At 73.1% G+C, this 17,428-nt stretch carries 13 protein-coding genes; 5 read left to right on the forward strand and 8 right to left on the reverse strand.

From position 1 onward, the window contains the following. Positions 1–111: 111 nt before the first annotated feature. Positions 112–1,263, forward strand: coding sequence for an acetyl-CoA C-acetyltransferase (locus CWOE_RS11755; protein WP_012933834.1), 1,152 nt, complete (start codon positions 112–114; stop codon positions 1,261–1,263). A gap of 76 nt (positions 1,264–1,339) precedes the next feature. Here CWOE_RS11755 and CWOE_RS11760 read toward each other — a convergent pair whose 3' ends face one another. Both CWOE_RS11760 and CWOE_RS11765 read right to left on the reverse strand, forming a co-directional pair. Next, the gene (locus CWOE_RS11760) at positions 1,340–2,998 is read right to left on the reverse strand and encodes a FadD3 family acyl-CoA ligase (RefSeq protein ID WP_012933835.1); all 1,659 of its coding nucleotides are present in this window, start codon (positions 2,996–2,998) and stop codon (positions 1,340–1,342) included. Positions 2,999–3,050: 52 nt separating this feature from the next. After that, on the reverse strand, positions 3,051–3,812 hold the full coding sequence (locus CWOE_RS11765; protein WP_012933836.1) for a cyclase family protein: 762 nt from the start codon (positions 3,810–3,812) through the stop codon (positions 3,051–3,053). Between the two features lie 120 nt (positions 3,813–3,932). Here CWOE_RS11765 and CWOE_RS11770 point away from each other — a divergent pair, with 120 nt between their 5' ends. Continuing rightward, a complete protein-coding gene (locus tag CWOE_RS11770; RefSeq protein WP_012933837.1) occupies positions 3,933–5,075 on the forward strand; it encodes a sugar ABC transporter substrate-binding protein in 1,143 nt (380 codons plus the stop codon). Positions 5,076–5,100: 25 nt separating this feature from the next. Here the strand turns inward: CWOE_RS11770 and CWOE_RS11775 are convergent, their stop codons facing one another. Together CWOE_RS11775 and CWOE_RS11780 are read right to left on the reverse strand one after the other, a co-directional pair. Continuing rightward, positions 5,101–7,452, reverse strand: coding sequence for an arylsulfatase (locus CWOE_RS11775; protein ID WP_012933838.1), 2,352 nt, complete (start codon positions 7,450–7,452; stop codon positions 5,101–5,103). Between the two features lie 84 nt (positions 7,453–7,536). Beyond that, positions 7,537–8,958 (reverse strand): MFS transporter, encoded by a 1,422-nt coding sequence (locus CWOE_RS11780; protein ID WP_012933839.1) that lies wholly within the window; start codon positions 8,956–8,958, stop codon positions 7,537–7,539. A gap of 81 nt (positions 8,959–9,039) precedes the next feature. Here CWOE_RS11780 and CWOE_RS11785 point away from each other — a divergent pair, with 81 nt between their 5' ends. Continuing rightward, entirely contained in the window at positions 9,040–9,621 is a 582-nt protein-coding gene (locus tag CWOE_RS11785) for a helix-turn-helix domain-containing protein (protein WP_012933840.1), read from the forward strand. Between the two features lie 113 nt (positions 9,622–9,734). Beyond that, complete coding sequence (locus tag CWOE_RS30600; RefSeq protein ID WP_049793250.1) at positions 9,735–13,109, forward strand: HtaA domain-containing protein; 3,375 nt, start codon at positions 9,735–9,737, stop codon at positions 13,107–13,109. Positions 13,110–13,136: 27 nt separating this feature from the next. On the opposite strand, the gene CWOE_RS11795 is transcribed toward CWOE_RS30600, so the two are convergent. From CWOE_RS11795 to CWOE_RS11810, 4 genes are read right to left on the reverse strand one after another with little or no spacing between them, the layout of a single operon-like run. Continuing rightward, positions 13,137–13,412, reverse strand: a complete 276-nt coding sequence (locus CWOE_RS11795) for a muconolactone Delta-isomerase (RefSeq protein WP_012933842.1) — start codon at positions 13,410–13,412, stop codon at positions 13,137–13,139. Between the two features lie 15 nt (positions 13,413–13,427). Continuing rightward, positions 13,428–14,039: a DsbA family oxidoreductase gene (locus tag CWOE_RS11800; protein WP_012933843.1), complete on the reverse strand. Its 612-nt coding sequence runs from the start codon at positions 14,037–14,039 to the stop codon at positions 13,428–13,430. Between the two features lie 15 nt (positions 14,040–14,054). Continuing rightward, positions 14,055–15,575, reverse strand: coding sequence for an MFS transporter (locus tag CWOE_RS11805; RefSeq protein WP_012933844.1), 1,521 nt, complete (start codon positions 15,573–15,575; stop codon positions 14,055–14,057). Then, a complete protein-coding gene (locus CWOE_RS11810; RefSeq protein WP_041730410.1) occupies positions 15,572–16,546 on the reverse strand; it encodes a zinc-binding dehydrogenase in 975 nt (324 codons plus the stop codon). Before CWOE_RS11810 ends, CWOE_RS11805 begins: the two co-directional genes overlap by 4 nt. A gap of 82 nt (positions 16,547–16,628) precedes the next feature. Between CWOE_RS11810 and CWOE_RS11815 the strand changes: the two genes are divergently transcribed. Next, complete coding sequence (locus tag CWOE_RS11815) at positions 16,629–17,288, forward strand: TetR/AcrR family transcriptional regulator (protein WP_012933846.1); 660 nt, start codon at positions 16,629–16,631, stop codon at positions 17,286–17,288. Positions 17,289–17,428: the final 140 nt, after the last annotated feature.

Here is a 17,428-nt window from a genome sequence, read left to right on the forward strand (position 1 = left end):
CCGGGTCCCTTTCGGTCGTTCGCCGGGAGCATAGCCCAAGCAAGCGATTGGTTAGAATGTTCTGGACGAGCGGCCCCCGGGGCCGCACCCGGAGAGACAGGAGCACCACTGATGCCAGAGGCGTACATCGTCGACGCAGTGCGAACCCCCGTAGGCCGGCGCGGCGGCGGGCTGGCGGAGGTGCACCCCGCCGACCTCGGCGCCCACGCGCTGCAGGCGCTGATGGCCCGCGTCGACGTCGACCCGTCCGCCGTCGACGACGTCGTCTTCGGCTGCGTCGACACGATCGGGCCGCAGGCGGGCAACATCGCGCGCACCGCCTGGCTCGCCGCCGGCTTCGACGAGGCCGTCCCGGCGACGACCGTCGACCGCCAGTGCGGCTCCTCGCAGCAGGCGGTCCACTTCGCCGCACAGGGCGTGATGAGCGGGACGCAGGACCTCGTCGTCGCGGGCGGGGTGCAGAACATGAGCGCGATCCCGATCTCCTCCGCGATGACGGTCGCCGCGCCGCTCGGCTTCCCCGATCCGCTGTCGGGCTCGCGCGGCTGGAGCGCCCGCTACGGCGAGCAGGAGTTCTCGCAGTTCCGCGCCGCCGAGCTGATCGCCGCCAGATGGGAGCTGGAGCGCGACGAGATGGAGCTGTTCGCGCTCGAGAGCCACCGCCGCGCCGTGCGCGCGATCGACGCCGGCCGCTTCGCGCGCGAGATCGCTCCGCTCGGCGGCTTCGACACCGACGAGTGCCCGCGCCGCGACACGACGCTGGAGAAGATGGCGGCGCTCAGACCGCTCAGAGAGGGTGGTCGCGTCACGGCCGCGCTCGCCAGCCAGATCTCCGACGGCGCGGCGGCGCTGCTGATCGCGTCCGAGCGCGCGGTCGCCGAGCACGGCCTGACGCCGCGGGCGCGCATCCACCACCTCTCGGTTCGGGGCGACGATCCGATCTACATGCTGACCGCGCCGATCCCCGCGACGCGCCGCGCGCTCGCGCAGACCGGCATGACGCTCGACGAGATCGACCTGGTCGAGATCAACGAGGCGTTCGCGCCCGTCGTGCTCGCGTGGCGCAAGGAGTTCGACGCCGACCTCGCGCGGGTCAACGTCAACGGCGGCGGGATCGCGTTCGGCCACCCGCTCGGGGCGACGGGCGCCCGCCTGATGACCTCGCTGCTGCACGAGCTGGAGCGGGTCAGAGGACGCTTCGGCCTGCAGACGATGTGCGAGGGCGGCGGCCAGGCCAACGTCACGATCATCGAGCGGGTCTGACGAGCGCGGCGGGGCGCGTCCGGGCGCGTCCGGGCGCGTCCGGACGCGGCCCGCCGCGCCCGGACCCACCGCGGTCCTACTCGGTGCCGGCGAGCTGGGCGCGCAGCTCGCTCTTCAGCACCTTGCCGGCCGCGTTGCGCGGCAGCGCCTCGACGAACGTGACCGTGCGCGGCACCTTGAAGTTCGCCAGCTGTCTGCGGCAGAACGCGACGACCGCGCCCTCGTCCAGCGCGTGGTCCTCCTGCGCGACGAGGTACGCGGCCGGCACCTCGCCCATGCGCTCGTCGGGCACGCCGATCACCGCGGCGGCGATGACGCCGTCGAGGCGCGCAAGGACGTTCTCGACCTCTGCCGGATAGACGTTGAAGCCGCCGACGGTGAGCATGTCCTTGATGCGGTCGGTGATTGTGAGGTAGCCGCGCACGTCGAGGCGGCCGACGTCGCCGCTGTGGAACCAGCCGTCGGCGTCGATCGCCTCGCGCGTCGCGCGCTCGTCGTCGAGGTAGCCGAGCATCACGTTCGGGCCGCGGAACCAGATCTCGCCCTGCTCGCCCGGCGGGAGCGCGCTGCCGTCGGCGCCCGCGATCCGCAGCTCGAAGCCGGCGGTCGCGCAGCCCGAGGAGCCTGAGACCGTCTGCGGGTCGTCGTCGGCCCGGCACATCGTCACGACGACCGCCTCCGTCAGGCCGTAGCCGGTCAGGACGGTCTGGAACGTCAGCTCGCGGCGCATCCGCTCGACGAGCGCCACCGGGACCATCGCCGAGCCGGCGACGGCGAGCCGCAGCGAGGAGAGGTCGCGGCCGGCGCGCCCGGGGTGGGCGAGCAGCGTCTCGAAGATCGTCGGCGGGCCGGGAAGGATCGTGATCCGCTCGCGCTCGATCGCGTCGAGCGCCGCGTCGACGTCGAACGTGATCTGCGGGACGATCGTCGCGCCGCGCAGGAGGCCGACGAGCAGGCCCGCCTTGTACCCGAACGAGTGGAAGAACGGCGCGATGATCATGTAGCGGTCCGCGGGGGAGACCTCGGTCGGCTCCGCCCACGCCACGGCCGCCTCGACCGCCTGGCGGTGCGAGGACATCGCGCCCTTCGGGCGGCCGGTCGTCCCCGAGGTGAAGAGGATGTCCGCGACGTCGTCGGGCAGGACCTCCGCGGCGCGTGCGTCGGCCTCCTGCGCGGTGGTCGACGCGGCGCGCTCGACCAGCTCGCTCCAGGCGACGACGCCGGGCTCGGATGGGCGCTCGTGCTCGACCGGGATGCGCACGACCAGCTCGAGGTCGGGGAGGGCGGGGACGGGGATCCCGCCGCCGGCCTCCGCGGGCTCGCCGCCCGCGCCGGTCGCCTCGGCCTCGCGCAGCGACGCGAGGTAGTCGCGCCCGAGGAAGGTGTCGGGGAGGAACAGCACGCGGACCCGCGAGCGGCCGAGGATGTCGATCGCCTCGGCCCCGGTGTAGCGGGTGTTCAGCGGCACGAGCGCGGCGCCGGCGCTGTGGGCCGCGAGCGCGGCGACGACCCAGTGATGGGTGTTCGGCGACCAGACGCAGACACGGTCGCCGCGTCGCACGCCGGTCGCGATCAGCGCCCGCGCGACGTCCCTGACCGCGTCGTGGAGCGCGGCGAACGTCATGCGGACGTCGCCGTCGACCAGCGCCTCGTGCGCGCCGAACTGCTCCGCGGCGGCCTTCACGAGGCCGGGGATCGTCGATCCGTGTTCAGCGCTGCGCACTGTCTCGGTCACCTGTTCGCTCTCCTCTCGACTACAAAGCAAGTGCTTGGTAGGTTAGCGCCGATCACTCCTGCACGAGCGCTACGGCCCGAACCGGGCCCGCGGTCCCGTTGACGATCTTGACCGGGAAGGCGATCACGGTGAAGCCGTGCGGGGGGAGCTGGTCGAGGTTCGCGAGCTTCTCGATGTGCGCGTAGGGAAGTTCGAGGCCGAGCAGGTGGCACGGCCACAGGTACTGCGGATCCTTGCCGTGCCTGTGGTATTCGGCAGCCCAGACCGAGTACGGCCGGTCGAAGCTCCAGGCGTCCGTGCCGACGAGCGTGACGCCCTGTTCGAGGATCCACTTCAGCGCCGCGCGGCTGAGCCCCGCGCCGCGGTCCGCGTAGCCCGGGGTGCCGTAGTGCCGGTCGGCGCCGGTCATCGTCAGGACGACGTCGCCGGGCTTGATCGCGTAGTCGATCTCGCGCAGCAGCCGCTGGACGTGGTGGAGGTCGACCTCGGCGCCGTCGTCGACGTCGGAGATGTCGAGCACGACGCCGTCGCCCATGCACCGGCTCAGCGGCCACTCCTCGATCGTGAGCGGTCTCGAGCCGTCGGCCATTCGCGGGCCGAAGTGCCACGGCGCGTCCATGTGCGTGCCGGTGTGGGAGGTGATCTCCAGCCGGTCGATCGCGTGGGAGTGGCCCGGGGTCGGCCAGTGATCGGGGTCGATGCCCGCCTCGATCCGGTTGCGCTCGGCGCCCTGCGCGTGGTCGACGAAGGTGACGCGATCGCCGGCGAACGCCGGGTCGGCGTCGGTCGTCATCGAGATGTCGATGATCCTCACTGTCCATCTCCTGCTGTGGTCGGCGCGTGTCCTGAACGCGCGTCTTGACAAGCGACTCGATTGTTGCGTACCGTGCCAAACGCAAACAAGCAAGCGCTTGATATTGTACGAGGAGATGTGATGACAAGCAAGGTGCGAGCAGGGTTTCTCGCGGCGCTGGTCGCTGCCGTGGCAGTCCCGCTCGCCGGGTGCGGAAGCTCCGGCGACGGTGACGGCGACAAGGGCGGCGGCACGACGACGGCGGCGGCGGACGTCTCGCCGCGGCTGCGCGCCGACGTCGAGGAGATGACGACGCGGCCGACGAGCATCGGGATCGACGTGCCGATCGAGAGAGCGATACCGAGGGACAAGGAGATCTACTACATCCAGTGCGGATCGCCGGTCTGCGCGACGAACGGCGACTACCTCGTCGAGGCCGCCGAGGCGGTCGGATGGGAGGTCCGCCGCGTCAACGCCGGCGTGACGCCGGAGTCGGTCAAGTCCGCGTGGCTGCAGGCGGTGCGCGCGAAGCCCGACGGGGTCGTCGCCAGCGGCTTCCCGCGCTCGCTCTTCAACAGCGAGCTGCTCGCGTTGGAGGAGGCCGGGGTGCCGGTCGTCGACATCAGCGTCACCGACCCGCCCGGCGACGGGATCAGCGCCGTCTTCGCCGGCAGACCGCAGTTCGAGGCGGCCGGCGAGCAGCTGGCCGAGTACGCGCTCGTGGAAGCCGGCGGCAAGGACCTCGACGTGGCGATCGTCCGCGTGGCGGCCTTCCCGGTCGTGCAGGTGGTCGGCGACGCCTTCGCGGCGACGATCAGAGCCGCGTGCACGTCGTGCAAGATCGACTTCCTCGACATCCCCGCGACGAGCATCGGCAACGACCTGCCGACCCGCCTCTCGACCTACCTCCAGGGGCACCCCGACGTCAACTGGGTCTACAACGGCTTCGCGGACATGTCCGTCGGCGTTCCGGCGGCGCTGCAGTCGGCCGGCATCGGCGACCGCGTCAAGATCCTCAACACCAACAACAACCCGACGACGGCCGGCTACATGGCCTCCGGGCAGGATGTCGTCGCCCTGCACATCTACGGCTACCCCGAGCTGATGTGGCGCTCGATCGACTTCTTCATCCGCGACCTCAACGGCGAGTCGACCGCGCCGTCGACGAAGCCGACCTTCCCGGACTGGGTCGTCACGAAGGAGACGGTCCCGAGCACGACGGAGCTGTTCCCCGCCGTCGCCGACTACGCGGCGCAGTACAAGCGCCTCTGGGGCGTGGAGTAGCCGGCGGCAGGCGCCGTCGCCTTCGCTACTGCCGCGCCAGAGCCATGCGCAGCTCGGCCTCCTCGTCGGTGATCAGGTGGCCGGAGAGGTCGACCTTCACGGTGTGCAGCGTCCCGCTGAAGCGGAACGGCGCGGGGTAGTCGGCGACGACGGTCGAGCCCGGGTCGGCGCCGCAGGTCAGCTGGCCCGGGTTGAACACGATGGCCGTCGTGTAGGGGGCCTCTGTCTCGGCCACGAGCGTCCCGTCAACGTAGAGCTGGAACAGGCCGGGCGCGCCGCGCCCGGCTGCTATGTCCGGCGCTCCTGTCGGCTCGAACTCGAAGCGCAGCTCGTGCCGGCCGGCGGGGATCGCGTCGGGGGAGGAGACGCGGAACAGCTCGCGGGCGACCCAGTTGTGGACGTAGTGCAGGCGGCCGTCTCGGAGGTAGAACGAGTACCCGCCGGCTGACGTGCCCTGGCACAGCAGCACGCCCTCCGCGCCGCCGTCGGGGATCTCGACGTCGGCGGTGATGCTGTGCGGGCGGTTGAGCACGCGCGGCGCGGCGAAGAACGGCACCGACTGCGTGTTCGGGTAGTACGTGAACGTGTCGCGGGGTGCCGCGACCAACGGCTTCTCCGAGACCATCCGCGCGACCGCGCTGCCGTCGACCGGCAGCACGTCGTACTTTCCGGCCTCGGCGTACCAGGTGCCGATCAGCGCGATCAGCCGCTCGCGGTTGTCCGCGGCGACGTCGTGGTTCTCGGCGAAGTCGACGGCGACGTGGTAAAGCTCCCACCCGCTCTGGTCGAGCTGGGCGAGCTGGTGCTCGGAGATCGGGTCGCCGAACGCCTGCTCGGCCTCCGCGAACGACGGACCTGGCCATGGGCAGACGGCGCGCCAGCCGTCGTGGTAGATCGCGCGGTGGCCGAGCATCTCGAAGTACTGCGTCCGGCGTCTGCTGTCGGCGCCGGGATCGGCGAGCGCGTGCGCGAAGCTCACGCCGTGCAGCGGGGACTGCGTCACGCCGCGGATCGTCTTGGGCGCGTCGATGCCCACCAGCTCGAGGATCGTCGGCACCATGTCGATGATGTGCGCGTACTGGGTGCGGACCTCGCCGCGCGCGGCGATCCCCTGCGGCCACGCGACGATGAACGGGTCGCTGGTGCCGCCGCGGTAGGTCTCGCGCTTCCAGCGGCGGAACGGGGTGTTGCCCGCCCACGTCCAGCCCCATGGGTAGTGGTTGAAGTGGCGCGGGCCGCCCAGCTCGTCGATCGCCGCGAGGCTGTCCTCGAACGGCTCCGGCGCGTTGTTGAAGAACTGCGCCTCGTTGGTCGTGCCGGTGAGGCCGCCCTCGGCGCTGGCGCCGTTGTCGGAGACGACCATGACGATGGTGTTGTCGAGCTCGCCGATCGACTCGAGGAAGTCGAGCACCCGCCCGATGTGGTGGTCGGTGTGCTCCAGGAACCCGGCGAACACCTCCATCATCCGGCTGTAGAGCCGCCGCTGATCGTCGGTCAGCGCGCCCCACTCGGGCACGTCCGGGTCGTGGCGCGACAGCTCGGCGTCGGCGGGCACGATGCCGAGCTCGACCTGGCGGGCGAACACCTGCTCGCGGTAGGCGTCCCAGCCGTCGTCGAACGCTCCCGCGTAGCCGTCGGCCCACGCCTTGGGGACGTGGTGCGGGGCGTGGGTCGCGCCTGGGCAGAAGTGCAGGTGGAACGGCTTGTCCGGATCGACCTGCTTGGCGTCGGCGATGAACTGGATCGACTTGTCGGCCAGATCCGCTGTCAGGTGGTACCCCTCGGCTGCGGTGCGCGGCGGCTCGACCTGGTGGTTGTCGTAGGTCAGGTCCGGCTCCCATTGGCTGGTGTCGCCGCCGAGGAAGCCGTAGAAGCGCTGGTAGCCGCGGCCGAGCGGCCAGCGGTCGTACGGCCCGGCGCCCGTCTCCTGGCTGCTGGGGATGAGGTGCCACTTGCCGATCATGTACGTGCTGTAGCCGTGCTCGGCGAGCGTCTCGGAGAGGAAGCCGTTCTCGAACGGGATGTTCCCGTTGTAGCCCGGGTAGCCGGTCGCCAGCTCCGTGATCGCCGCCATGCCGTTGCTGTGGTGGTTGCGCCCCGTGAGGATGCACGAGCGGCTCGGCGAGCACAGCGCCGTCGTGTGCATGTTGCTGAAGCGCACCCCCGCCGCGGCGACGCGGTCGAGGTTGGGGGTGCGGATCGGGCTGCCGTAGCAGCCGAGCTGCCCGAAGCCCGTGTCGTCGAGGACGACCGTCAGCACGTTCGGCGACCCGCGTTCGGCCCGGGCGGGGGCTGGCCACGCAGGAGTCGACTCGTCGGCGGTGCGCCCGATGACGCCGGGAAAGACCGTCCCGGCGGTGTACTCGGTGAGGGACAAGTCGCTGCGCTCCTCTGCTGTCGGCTGACAGGGCGATCCCGACCCTCTCACGTTCACGCGAGCGCGGGCCTCGCCCAGACACGATCAGGCGCGTCGACACTCGACCTTGCGGTGCGACGATGCGCGCGGCTGCCCGAGCGCGAGCACGACGAGCGCGATCGCGAGGTAGGCGAGCGCGGCCGCGCCGAACGCCCACGCGTAGCCGCGCACGGCCTCGGCCTGCGTTGCGGCGACGGTCATCAGGAGCGCGAACCCGACCGTCGGTCCCAGCTCCATCGCGGTGTTCATCACGCCGCCGGCGAGGCCGGCCTGGTGCGGCGGGACGTTCGCGGTCGACAGCACCGCCGCGCCGGAGAAGACGAGCGACAGACCGCCTGCGAGCAGCACCGAGCCCGGCAGGATCCCCGCCAGGTAGCCGGTCTCGCGGCCGATCGCGGCGAGCAGCCCCATCCCGGCGCCGGACAGCAGCAGACCGCCCGTCATCGTGCGGGCGGCGCCGAAGCGGCCGACGAGTCGCGCCGCGAGCACGTTCGCTGCGAGCAGCACGACCGCGAACGGCAGGAAGCCGCCCGCGACGCCGAGCCCCGTCCAGCCGTGGACGTCCTGGAGGTAGAGCGACAGCACGTACTCGAGCAGCAGCGAGCCGGCCGCCGCCGCCATCATCCCCGCGAGCCCGACGGCGCGGCATGGCTGCGCGAGGAAGGCCGGCGGGAGCAGCGGGTCGGCCACGCGCCGCTCGACGAGCAGGAAGCAGAGCAGGAGCGCGACGCCGATCGCGAGCGGCAACCAGACGGTCGTCGCGCCCCACGCGTGGCCGTTGCTCGCGGTCAGGCCGTAGCTGGCGAGCGAGATGCCGAGCAGCGCGAGCACGGCGCCGCCGAGGTCGAGCCGCGGCCGCCGCGCGCCGCCGGCGCCGGGGGCGGGGGCGCCGGCGTGGGCGGCGGCGGTGTCCGGCAGAAGGCGCGGGAGCGCGACGAGGCCGACCGCGGCGACCGCGAGCGGGACGGCGAACATCCAGCGCCACGAGAGCCACGTCGTGACGACGCCGGAGGCGACGAAGCCGGCGATCGCGCCGAGCACGGAGACGCCGCCCCAGGTCGCCATCGCCCTGCCGAACTCGGCCTCGCCAGGGACGAGCGAGCGCAGTGCCGCGATCGCGGCCGGTGCGACGAGCGCGCCGGCGACGCCCTGCGCGAAGCGCATCGCGGTGAGCGCCGTGTAGCCGGGCGCGAGCGCGGCGCCGAGCGACGCCGCCGCGAACAGCAGCAGTCCGATCGTCAGCAGCCGCCGCCCGCCGAAGCGGTCGGCGAGGCGCCCGCCGAACAGCAGCAGGCCGCTGAACGGCAGGCCGTAGGCGACCTGCAGCAGCAGCAGCTCGGTCGCGCCGAGCGAGAACTGCTGCGCGATCTCGGGCAGCGGCACCGTGATCAGCGCGATCGTGAAGATCAGCGTCGCCTGGACGACGGCGAGGACGACAATAATGAGATTAGTTATCGTTTTGGTCATGGTCGCAACGCTGCCACTCCGCCGCCGGCACGCCAACGTTTCTTGCGAAGACCGCAAACCGTCACGAGAGGGAGGACGTCGATGACGGCCGAGGACGATCCGCTCGCGCGGCTCGACGGCGTCGGCGCGCGCCTGCGCGCCCTCCGCCGCCGGCGCGGGCACACGTTGAGCGAGCTGGCCGAGCGGACCGGCATCTCGCTGAGCACGCTGTCGCGGCTCGAGTCGGGCCGCCGCCGCCCGACGCTCGACCTGCTGCTGCCGCTGGCGCGGATCTACGCGACGACGCTCGACGACCTCGTTGGCATGCCCGCGCCCGCCGAGCGGCGGGTGCACCCGCGGCCGTTCCGCCGCGACGGCGTGACGTTCGCGCCGCTCTCGCGGCGGCGCGACGGGCTGTCGGCGTTCACGTCGATCCATCCCGGCCAGCCCGGCAGAAGCGCGATCCGGCAGGTCACCCATCCCGGTCGGGACTGGCTCTACGTGCTGCGCGGCGAGCTGCGCCTTGCGCTCGGCGGCCGCGAGCACCTGCTCCGCGCCGGTGAGGCGGCGGAGTTCGACACGCGCATCCCGCACGGTCTCGCCAGCGCCGGCGAGGAGCCGGTCGAGGTGCTCAACCTGATGAGCGCGCAGGGCCGCGGCGTCCGCGTCCGCGAGATCGCCTAGCCCCGCGGACGCGGACCGCGGACCCGGGCGCCAGCTTGATATAAGGGTACCCTAACTTCGGATCGGGACCCGGCGCGGAGCCGCTCGGGTGGAAGGAACGGACGATGCACGGAATGGCACGTGCGCCGCGGTCGCTGCCGCGCGCGCTGACGGCCCGCACCCGCGTGCGCCGAGGTGCACTGGCGGTGCTGGCGGCGATCGCCTGCGGGCCGGTCGCGGGCACGGTGGCGGCGCCGGCGGCGCACGCCGCGCCGACGGCGATCGAGAGCGGCGACGGGCTCGACTGGGGCCTGCGCGAGTCGTGGCGCAGATACATCGGAGCGGGCGGCACGACGGCGAGCGACGGCGCGACCGTCAACCCCGACGGCACGTTCCACTTCCCGATCGGCGGCGGCTCCTACGACCCCGACACGAGGACGACGGTCGTCAGATTCGGCGGCCGGGTGCAGTTCCTCGGCCACTGCGACGGCGGCGGCTTCGAGCGTCCGTGCGCGCTCGACCTGACGCTCGCGAACCCGCGCGTCGAGCTGACCGAGGAGGGCGGCTTCCTCTACGCGAAGATGGCGAGCCGCCCGATCGAGGGCGGCGAGATCGTCGACCTGCCGGATGTCAGACTCGCGGCGGTCGACATCGAGGACGCCCAGCCCGCGATCGGCGGCGGGGTCACACGCTGGAGCGGCCTGCCCGCGACGATCACCGCCGAGGGCTCGACCGTCTTCACCTACCCGGTCGGCTCGGCGCTCGACCTGCTCACGTTCGCCTACGACGGCCCCGGCGGCAAGCCGGCCGGCGAGACCTGGAGCGAGCCCGGCATCGCCCTCTTCGACCCGACTCCGCTGCCGGGCGCGAGCTTCGCGCCGACGCGCCTCTACCCGGGCTTCGACGCCGGGACGACGGTCGCGCGCGACGGTCAGCGGATCGCCGTCGTCGACCGTGCGACGCTTGCCCCGCTGTCGGCGAACGCGGTCGTCGAGCCGGTCGGTGGGCGCGACAGCATCGCCGTCGACCCGAGATCGAGAACGATCTTCGGGATCGAGACGTTCGGCAGAAAGCGGCTGTTCGCCTACACCTGGGACGGCGCCGCGCTGACCGGTGGTCCGCTCGCCGGCACCGACGCCGGCGGCGTCACGACCGATCCGGCGCTGCAGGGCGCCGGGGTCTGGGACCCGCACGGGAGACGCTACCTCGCGGTCCGCGTCTACCCGAACCGCCAGGAGCTGTGGCAGGTCGCGCAGGACGGCGGCGCGTGGGTCGCGAGCAGAATCGACACGATCCGCGGCATCGACGGCGTCCCGTTCACGGTCCCGATCGCGAGCCTCGCCGCCGTGCCGAGCGGCGATTTCCGCAACCCGCAGATGTTCGTCGCGGCGACGTGGGCCGGCGGCCCGCTGCTGAAGCTCGCGACCGACGGCGTCGTCGCCGGCGTCTCGCCGCTGCCGCAGGGCGGGAGCATCCGTGGCGAGGAGCTGATCCGCGTCAGAAACGGCCTCTATGCCTTCGACGCCGAGGACGGGATCACGTTCTTTCCGCTCACCGGCGAGAACTCGTGGGACATGATGGAGAAGCCCCGCCCGTCGATCAGACCGACGGGCCTCCCGCTCGCCGACCTCAACCGCTGGCGCAGCTGGATCGCCGGCGACCGCTCCGCCAGCGTCTTCTACGCGGTCATCACCGGCGGCACTCAGGTGGCGCGGATCGAGGGCGGCGCCGTCACGGGCACGTTCGCGCTGCCCGGTGGGCGGAGAGAGCTGAAAGCCTGGGACGACCGGCTCGCCGGCGTGGCGGCGAACGGCGACCTGCTGCTCGGCTCCGCCCCCGACGGCGGTCCGGAGACCGTGACGCGGCTCGCCTACGCGCGCACGACGCCGTCGATCGCGAGAGCGCCGCAGGACACCGCGGTCACGCTCGCCGCGGCTGACGGAAGCGGGACGGCGAGATTCGCGGTCGCGGCGGCCGGCGACCCGGCGCCCGCGCTGCGCTGGCAGTCGCGCGTGCCGGGCGGGAGCTGGACCGACCTGGCCGACGGCACAAGCGTCGCCGGCGCGAGCACCGCGGCGCTGACGGTGACGGTCGGCGCCGCCGACTCCGGCCGCCAGTTCCGCGCGATCGCGCAGAACACGGCCGGCGAGGTCGCCGGCGCGCGGGCGACGCTGACCGTCAAGACGCCGCCGAGCGTCGTCGTCCAGCCGGACCCCGTGACGGTGCTCGACGGCGCGAGCGCGCGCTTCAGAGTGATGCCGTCCGGCACGCCGGAGCCCGCGGTCGACTGGCAGCAGCGCGTCAACGGCTTCTGGCGGCAGGTCGACCCGCAGTCCGGTGACGTCGTCGCCGACGGCGGGACACTGACGATCCCCTCCGCCACGGTCGCGATGTCTGGCGCGCAGTTCCGCGCGCGCCTGCGCAACGACGCCGGCACCGCCTTCTCGCGGCCGGTCACGCTGACCGTCGAGCAGGCGCTGACGCAGCCGGTCCGCTTCGGCGGCGGCCATGTCGACTGGGGCGTCTCCGAGCGGTGGCGCTGCTACGTCGTCGGCAACGTCGCACGCGGCGCGATCGAGCCCGAGGCCGGCGTCGAGCGGATCCCCGGCACGCTCGCGAGCGGCCAGCTCTGCAACGGCCGCAACGCCGGCTCGGAGGCGCTGCGCTTCCCGGTCCGCAGCGGCAGCTTCGACCCGCGTGACGGCAGACTCGAGCTGTCGCTGCGCGGCTCGGTGCGCTTCCGCGGCCACGACTACCACCGGCCCGGCGACCCGCGGCCGCAGCTCGACACGCGCTTCTCGAACCTGCGGATCGTCGCCGACGGGACGACCGGCACGCTCTACGCCGACGCGGTCGGCGCGACGATGGATCGGCCGGACCCGGTCACGCGCACGAACGTCCCGCTCGTGACCGTCGACCTCGCCGGCACCGGCCCGGTGCGACGGCCCGACGGCCTCGACTGGAGCGCGCTCCCGACGGTCTTGACGGCCCAGGGCGGCGAGGTCTTCGGCAGCTACAGAGCCGGTGAGGCGTTCGACCCGCTGACGCTCGCGCCGGTCTACGGCGAGCCGCAGCCGGATCCGGTCCCCGCGCCGAAGCCCGCCCCGGCCCCGGCCCCGGCTGCGGCGCCCGCGCCGAAGCCGACGCCGAAGCCCGCCGCGCGTGCGAGCGTCACCGTCGCGAAGACGGCGGTCCGGCTCGATCGCCGGCGGACCGCGCGCGTCGCGACGGTCGCCTGCCCGGCGCGCGCGAGATCCGCGTGCCGGATCGCGGCGCCCGCGCGCGTGCGCGTGCGCGCTGCCGGGCGCAGCTTCGCCGTCCGCGTGCTCGCGCCGAAGACGGTCCGCGCCGGCAGACGGGCGGCCGTGCGCGTGCGGCTGCCGGCCGTGGCCGCGACGCGCCTGGCGGGGCACAGAGCGAGCGTGCGGATCGCGCTCGTCACGACCGTCGACGGCGCGCGCGAGCGCCACACGCTGAACGCGACGATCACGGCGAAGCGGAGACGCTGAGCCGGCGCTGAACGCCTGGCCGCCGGGTCAGGCGTTCAGCGGGTGCGTCGCCAAGGCGGTCACGTCGGCGGCGAGCCACGGGAACAGCGGCAGCGACGCGATCAGCTGATGCAGCTCGGTCGCGTCGCGCGCGTTCCAGATCCCGACGTTGCGGACCGCCCCCGGGATCCGCCAGATCCCCTGGATGTGACCGGCGGCGACCAGCTCCCGCCCGCGCTTCAGCTCGGCCGCGAGCAGCTGCTGGCGCTGCTCGGCGGCCATCTCCGGTGGCAGCGAGACGCGCACGTCGACGAGGAATTCCATGCCGCAACGATACTTCTAGGTGCTGCTCAGCAGGCGCGCGAGGGCACCCGGGTCCTGCACGGCCGACACCGGCGGGCCGTCGTCGACGACGAGGGTGGGGACCCCGCGGATCCCGCGCCGGAGGGCGCTGCGCTCGTCGGCGCGCACGCTGTCCGCGAAGGCGTCGGTGTCCAGCGTCCGGCGCACCTCGGCGGCGTCCAGGCCCACCCCGGCGCCGAGCGTCGCCAGGACGCCGCGGTCGGCGATGTCGAGCGCTCGTGTGTGGTAGCCGTGCAGCAGCGCTTCGACGGCCTGGTCGGCGAGGCCGTGCGAGGCGGCCAGGTGGACCAGCCGGTGCGCGTCGAACGAGTTGACCGGACGCGCCCTGTGCAGGTCCAGCGTCAGTCCCTCCGCCGCGCCCAGCGCCTGGATCTGGTGGACCCGGGCAGCCGCCCGCTCGGGGCTGCTCTGGTACTGGGCGATCACCTCGGCGGCCGTCATCCCGGGGGTCGCACTGCCCTCCGGGTCGAGCTCCATGCTGCGCCAGGTGACCTCCACGTCGTCGCGGCCGGCGAGCGCGGCGGTCAGCTTGCGCTTGCCGATGTAGCACCAGGGACAGAGGACGTCGAAGTACAGCTCGATCTTCATCGGGAGTCGTTCCTTTCAGTCGGGTCGGTCACGGCGGCGCAGCGTCAGCGTCAGCAGCGACAGCGCCACGAGGAGGGGGACCAGGACTAGGGCGTGCACGTGGACGCCGTGCGTGAACGCGTCGCGTGCCGTCTCGGCGAGCGGAACGCCGATCGCGTCGGGGAGCCGGCCTGCCGCGTCGAGCGCTCCGACCAGCGTCTCGCGAGCGGACCGGGCCGCCGCGGACGGAACGCCGTCCGGCATGTGGTCGGCCATGTAGCCGCCGTAGACGGCCGTGGCGAAACTTCCCAGGATCGCGATTCCGAGCGCCCCGCCCAGCTCCGCGCCGGTCTCGGAGATCGCCGAGGCCGCCCCGGCGCGCTCAGGCGGCGCGGCGCCGAGGACGAGTCCGGTCCCGAGCGCCATGAACGGGGTCAGCCCGGCGAACAGCAGCACCGAGCCGGCCACCAGGAAGCCAGGGCCGCGGTCCGCCTGCGTCAGCAGCAGCGGACCGAGGAGCGCGAACGCGGCCCCTGCGCTCATCAGCGCCGCGGGCTGGAACCGTGAGGCGAGGCCGGAGACCCACAGGGCGACGACGGTCCCGGCGACCGCCGTCGGCAGCTGCCACAGGCCCGCTTCCAACGGCGAGAAGCCGAGCACCAGCTGGAGGTACTGGGAGGTCAGCAGGCTGGTGCCGAACAGCATCATGCCGACCACGACCATGCCGCCGGCCGACACCGCGAACGCCGGGTTTCGGAACAGCGACAGGTCGAGCAGCGGGGTGCGCAGCCGGCGCTGCCGCCGCACGAACAGCGCGCCGACCGTCAGTCCGGCGGCGATCGCGCCGACGGCGGCGAGGCCGGGGCCGTCGACCGCCAGCTGCTTGATGCCGTACACGATCGCCAACGGCGTCAGCAGCGACATCGCCACGCTCAGCGGATCGACGCGGCCGGAGCCGCCGCCGCTGTGCTTCGGCAGCAGGAACGGGCCGGTGACCAGCAGCAGCGCCATCGTCGGCACGGCGACCAGGAAGACCGCGCCCCACGAGAAGAACTCGAGCAGGACGCCGCCGACGATCACGCCGACGGCGCCGCCGCCCATGAAGCTCAGCATCCAGATCGTGATCGCGAGCGTGCGCTGCTGCGGGTCCCTGAAGATGCTCCGGATCACCGCGAGCGAGGACGGCGCGAGGGATGCCGCCGCGATCCCCTGCGCCGCGCGCGCGGCGATCAGCATCTCCGGCGTCGTGGATGACGCGGCGAGGAGCGAGGCGGCGGTGAAGGCGGCGGCGCCGGTCAGCAGGACGCGGCGGTGGCCGAGGCGGTCGCCGAGCACGCCCATCGTGATCAGGGCGCCGGCGACCATGAAGCCGTAGATGTCGGTGATCCAGAGCAGCTGTGACGCGCTCGGCTCCAGCTCCGCGCTCAGCGTCGGCAGCGCCAGGTAGAGCACCGACATGTTCATCATGACCAGGACGGCCGGCACGCCGAGGACGGCGAGCGCGATCCACTCGCGCGCGCCCGCCCGCTCCGGCGGCGTGCGGACGGCGGCGCTCATCGGCCGGTGACGAGCAGGGTCTTGCCGACGGTGGTCCGCGCCTCGATCGCCGCATGCGCGGCGGCGGCCTCCGAGAGCGGGAAGGTCTGGCCGACGACCGGTCGCAGCGTCCCGTCCGCCGCGAGCCGCAGCGCCTCGCCTACGAGTGCGCGGCTCTCGGCGGGGGTCGGCGCGGCGGAGAGCCCGAGGATCCGGATCGACCGCGCGGCGAGCGCGTGCTCGTCGAGGTCGGCGTCGGCGCCGCTGGCGATGCCGTACACGCTGATCCGCCCGCCGCTGCCGAGCGCGGTCGCGGCCGCGGTGCCGATCGCGCCGCCGACGCCGTCGAAGACGACGTCCAGGTCGCCGGTCTCGCCGCCTGCGGCGGAGCGGACGCGCTGGAGCCAGTCCGGCTGCGAGTAGTCGACGAAGGCGGCGCCGAGGGACGCGATCAGCTCGCCCTTGCGCGCACCGCCGGCAGCGCCGACCACGCGGGCGCCGGCGTTCACCGCCAGCTGCACGAGCAGGCTGCCGACGCCGCCTGCGGCCGCTTCGACCAGGACCCGCTCGCCCGGCGCGATCGCCGCCTGCTCGAACAGCAGCACGGCGGTCCGGCCGTCGGCGAGCAGCGCGACCGCGTCCCTCAGGTCGACGCCCGGGGGGACGGGGACGGTGTCGTCGGCGCGCGCAACGGCCAGCTCGGCGTAGCCGCCGGCGCCGCCGGTGGTCGTGACGACGATCGCGCCCTTCGCCGACGCGTCCACGCCGGGGCCGACGGCGACGACGCGGCCGCCGACGCCGTTGCCGGGGGTGCGCGGCAGAGGGGGACGGCCGAACGGGCCGCGACCGGAGCGGACCTGCGTCTCGACGAACGTGACGCTCGCGTAGCTCACCTCGACGAGGACCTCGCCGGGGCCGGGCACGGGATCCGCGACCTGCCGGGCGCGCAGAACCTCCGCTGCTCCGAACTCCTCCATCACGACAGACAGCACGGCATCTCCAAACGGATTGTTTCGCTTCGTTTAGGGAACTGTAGCGGAGTGATTCGCTTCGTTTGCCGCTACAGTGGGGGACATGGCCCGAAAGGCTCCCCGGCACGCAGAAGCCGAACGCAACGACCGCGCCCTGCTCGAGGCCGCCAAGAAGGCTCTCGCCGTCGACGGTCCGCACACCTCAGTGGCGACGATCGCAGCCCGTGCGGGGGTCGGCGTCGCCAGCATCTACCGGCGTTACCGCACGAAGGACGAGCTGTTCCAGCACCTGTGCGCGCTGTCGCTGGACCAGTGGATCGAGGCGGCGGAGCGCGGGTTGGACCACGACGACCCTTGGGAAGGGCTCGTCCACTACGTCACCGCGACGACCGAGTTCAGCGGCGGCGCACTGGGCCCGTTGGCCGGGACGATCGCGGTCACCGACGCGATGGCGGAGAAGTTCACTCGTTCCGAGGTGCTGCTGCACGCGCTCGTGGCGCGCGCACACGCGGCGGGGGTGCTGCGTGCCGACGCGACACCGGTGGACATCTCCCTGCTGATCGAGCAGCTGGGCAAGTCGCCCCTGGTGGAGCAGCTCGAAGGTCAGGGCCGCGACGACCTCGCGGCCGCGGCGGCCAATGCCCGCAGTCGCACGATCGCGATCGCCGTCGACGGCCTGCGCGCAGGGCGTGGGCCGCTGCCGGGCGAGGCGCCGGAGCCGGGTCTGCTGGCAGAGCGGTGGGCGCACGACGCGGAGGGGTGAGGGTTGGCGTCGCGGAGGGGGAGGGTTGCCGCCGTGTCCCGAATTAGGCTACCCTAACGTCTGACTGACCGTCGGTCACTCACCGTGGCGACGGTCCCAGACGTATCGACCACGACGGGGAAGCGCGCGATGACAGCGAC

It is taken from the genome of Conexibacter woesei DSM 14684 (assembly GCF_000025265.1).
GTDB classification, from domain to species: domain Bacteria; phylum Actinomycetota; class Thermoleophilia; order Solirubrobacterales; family Solirubrobacteraceae; genus Conexibacter; species Conexibacter woesei.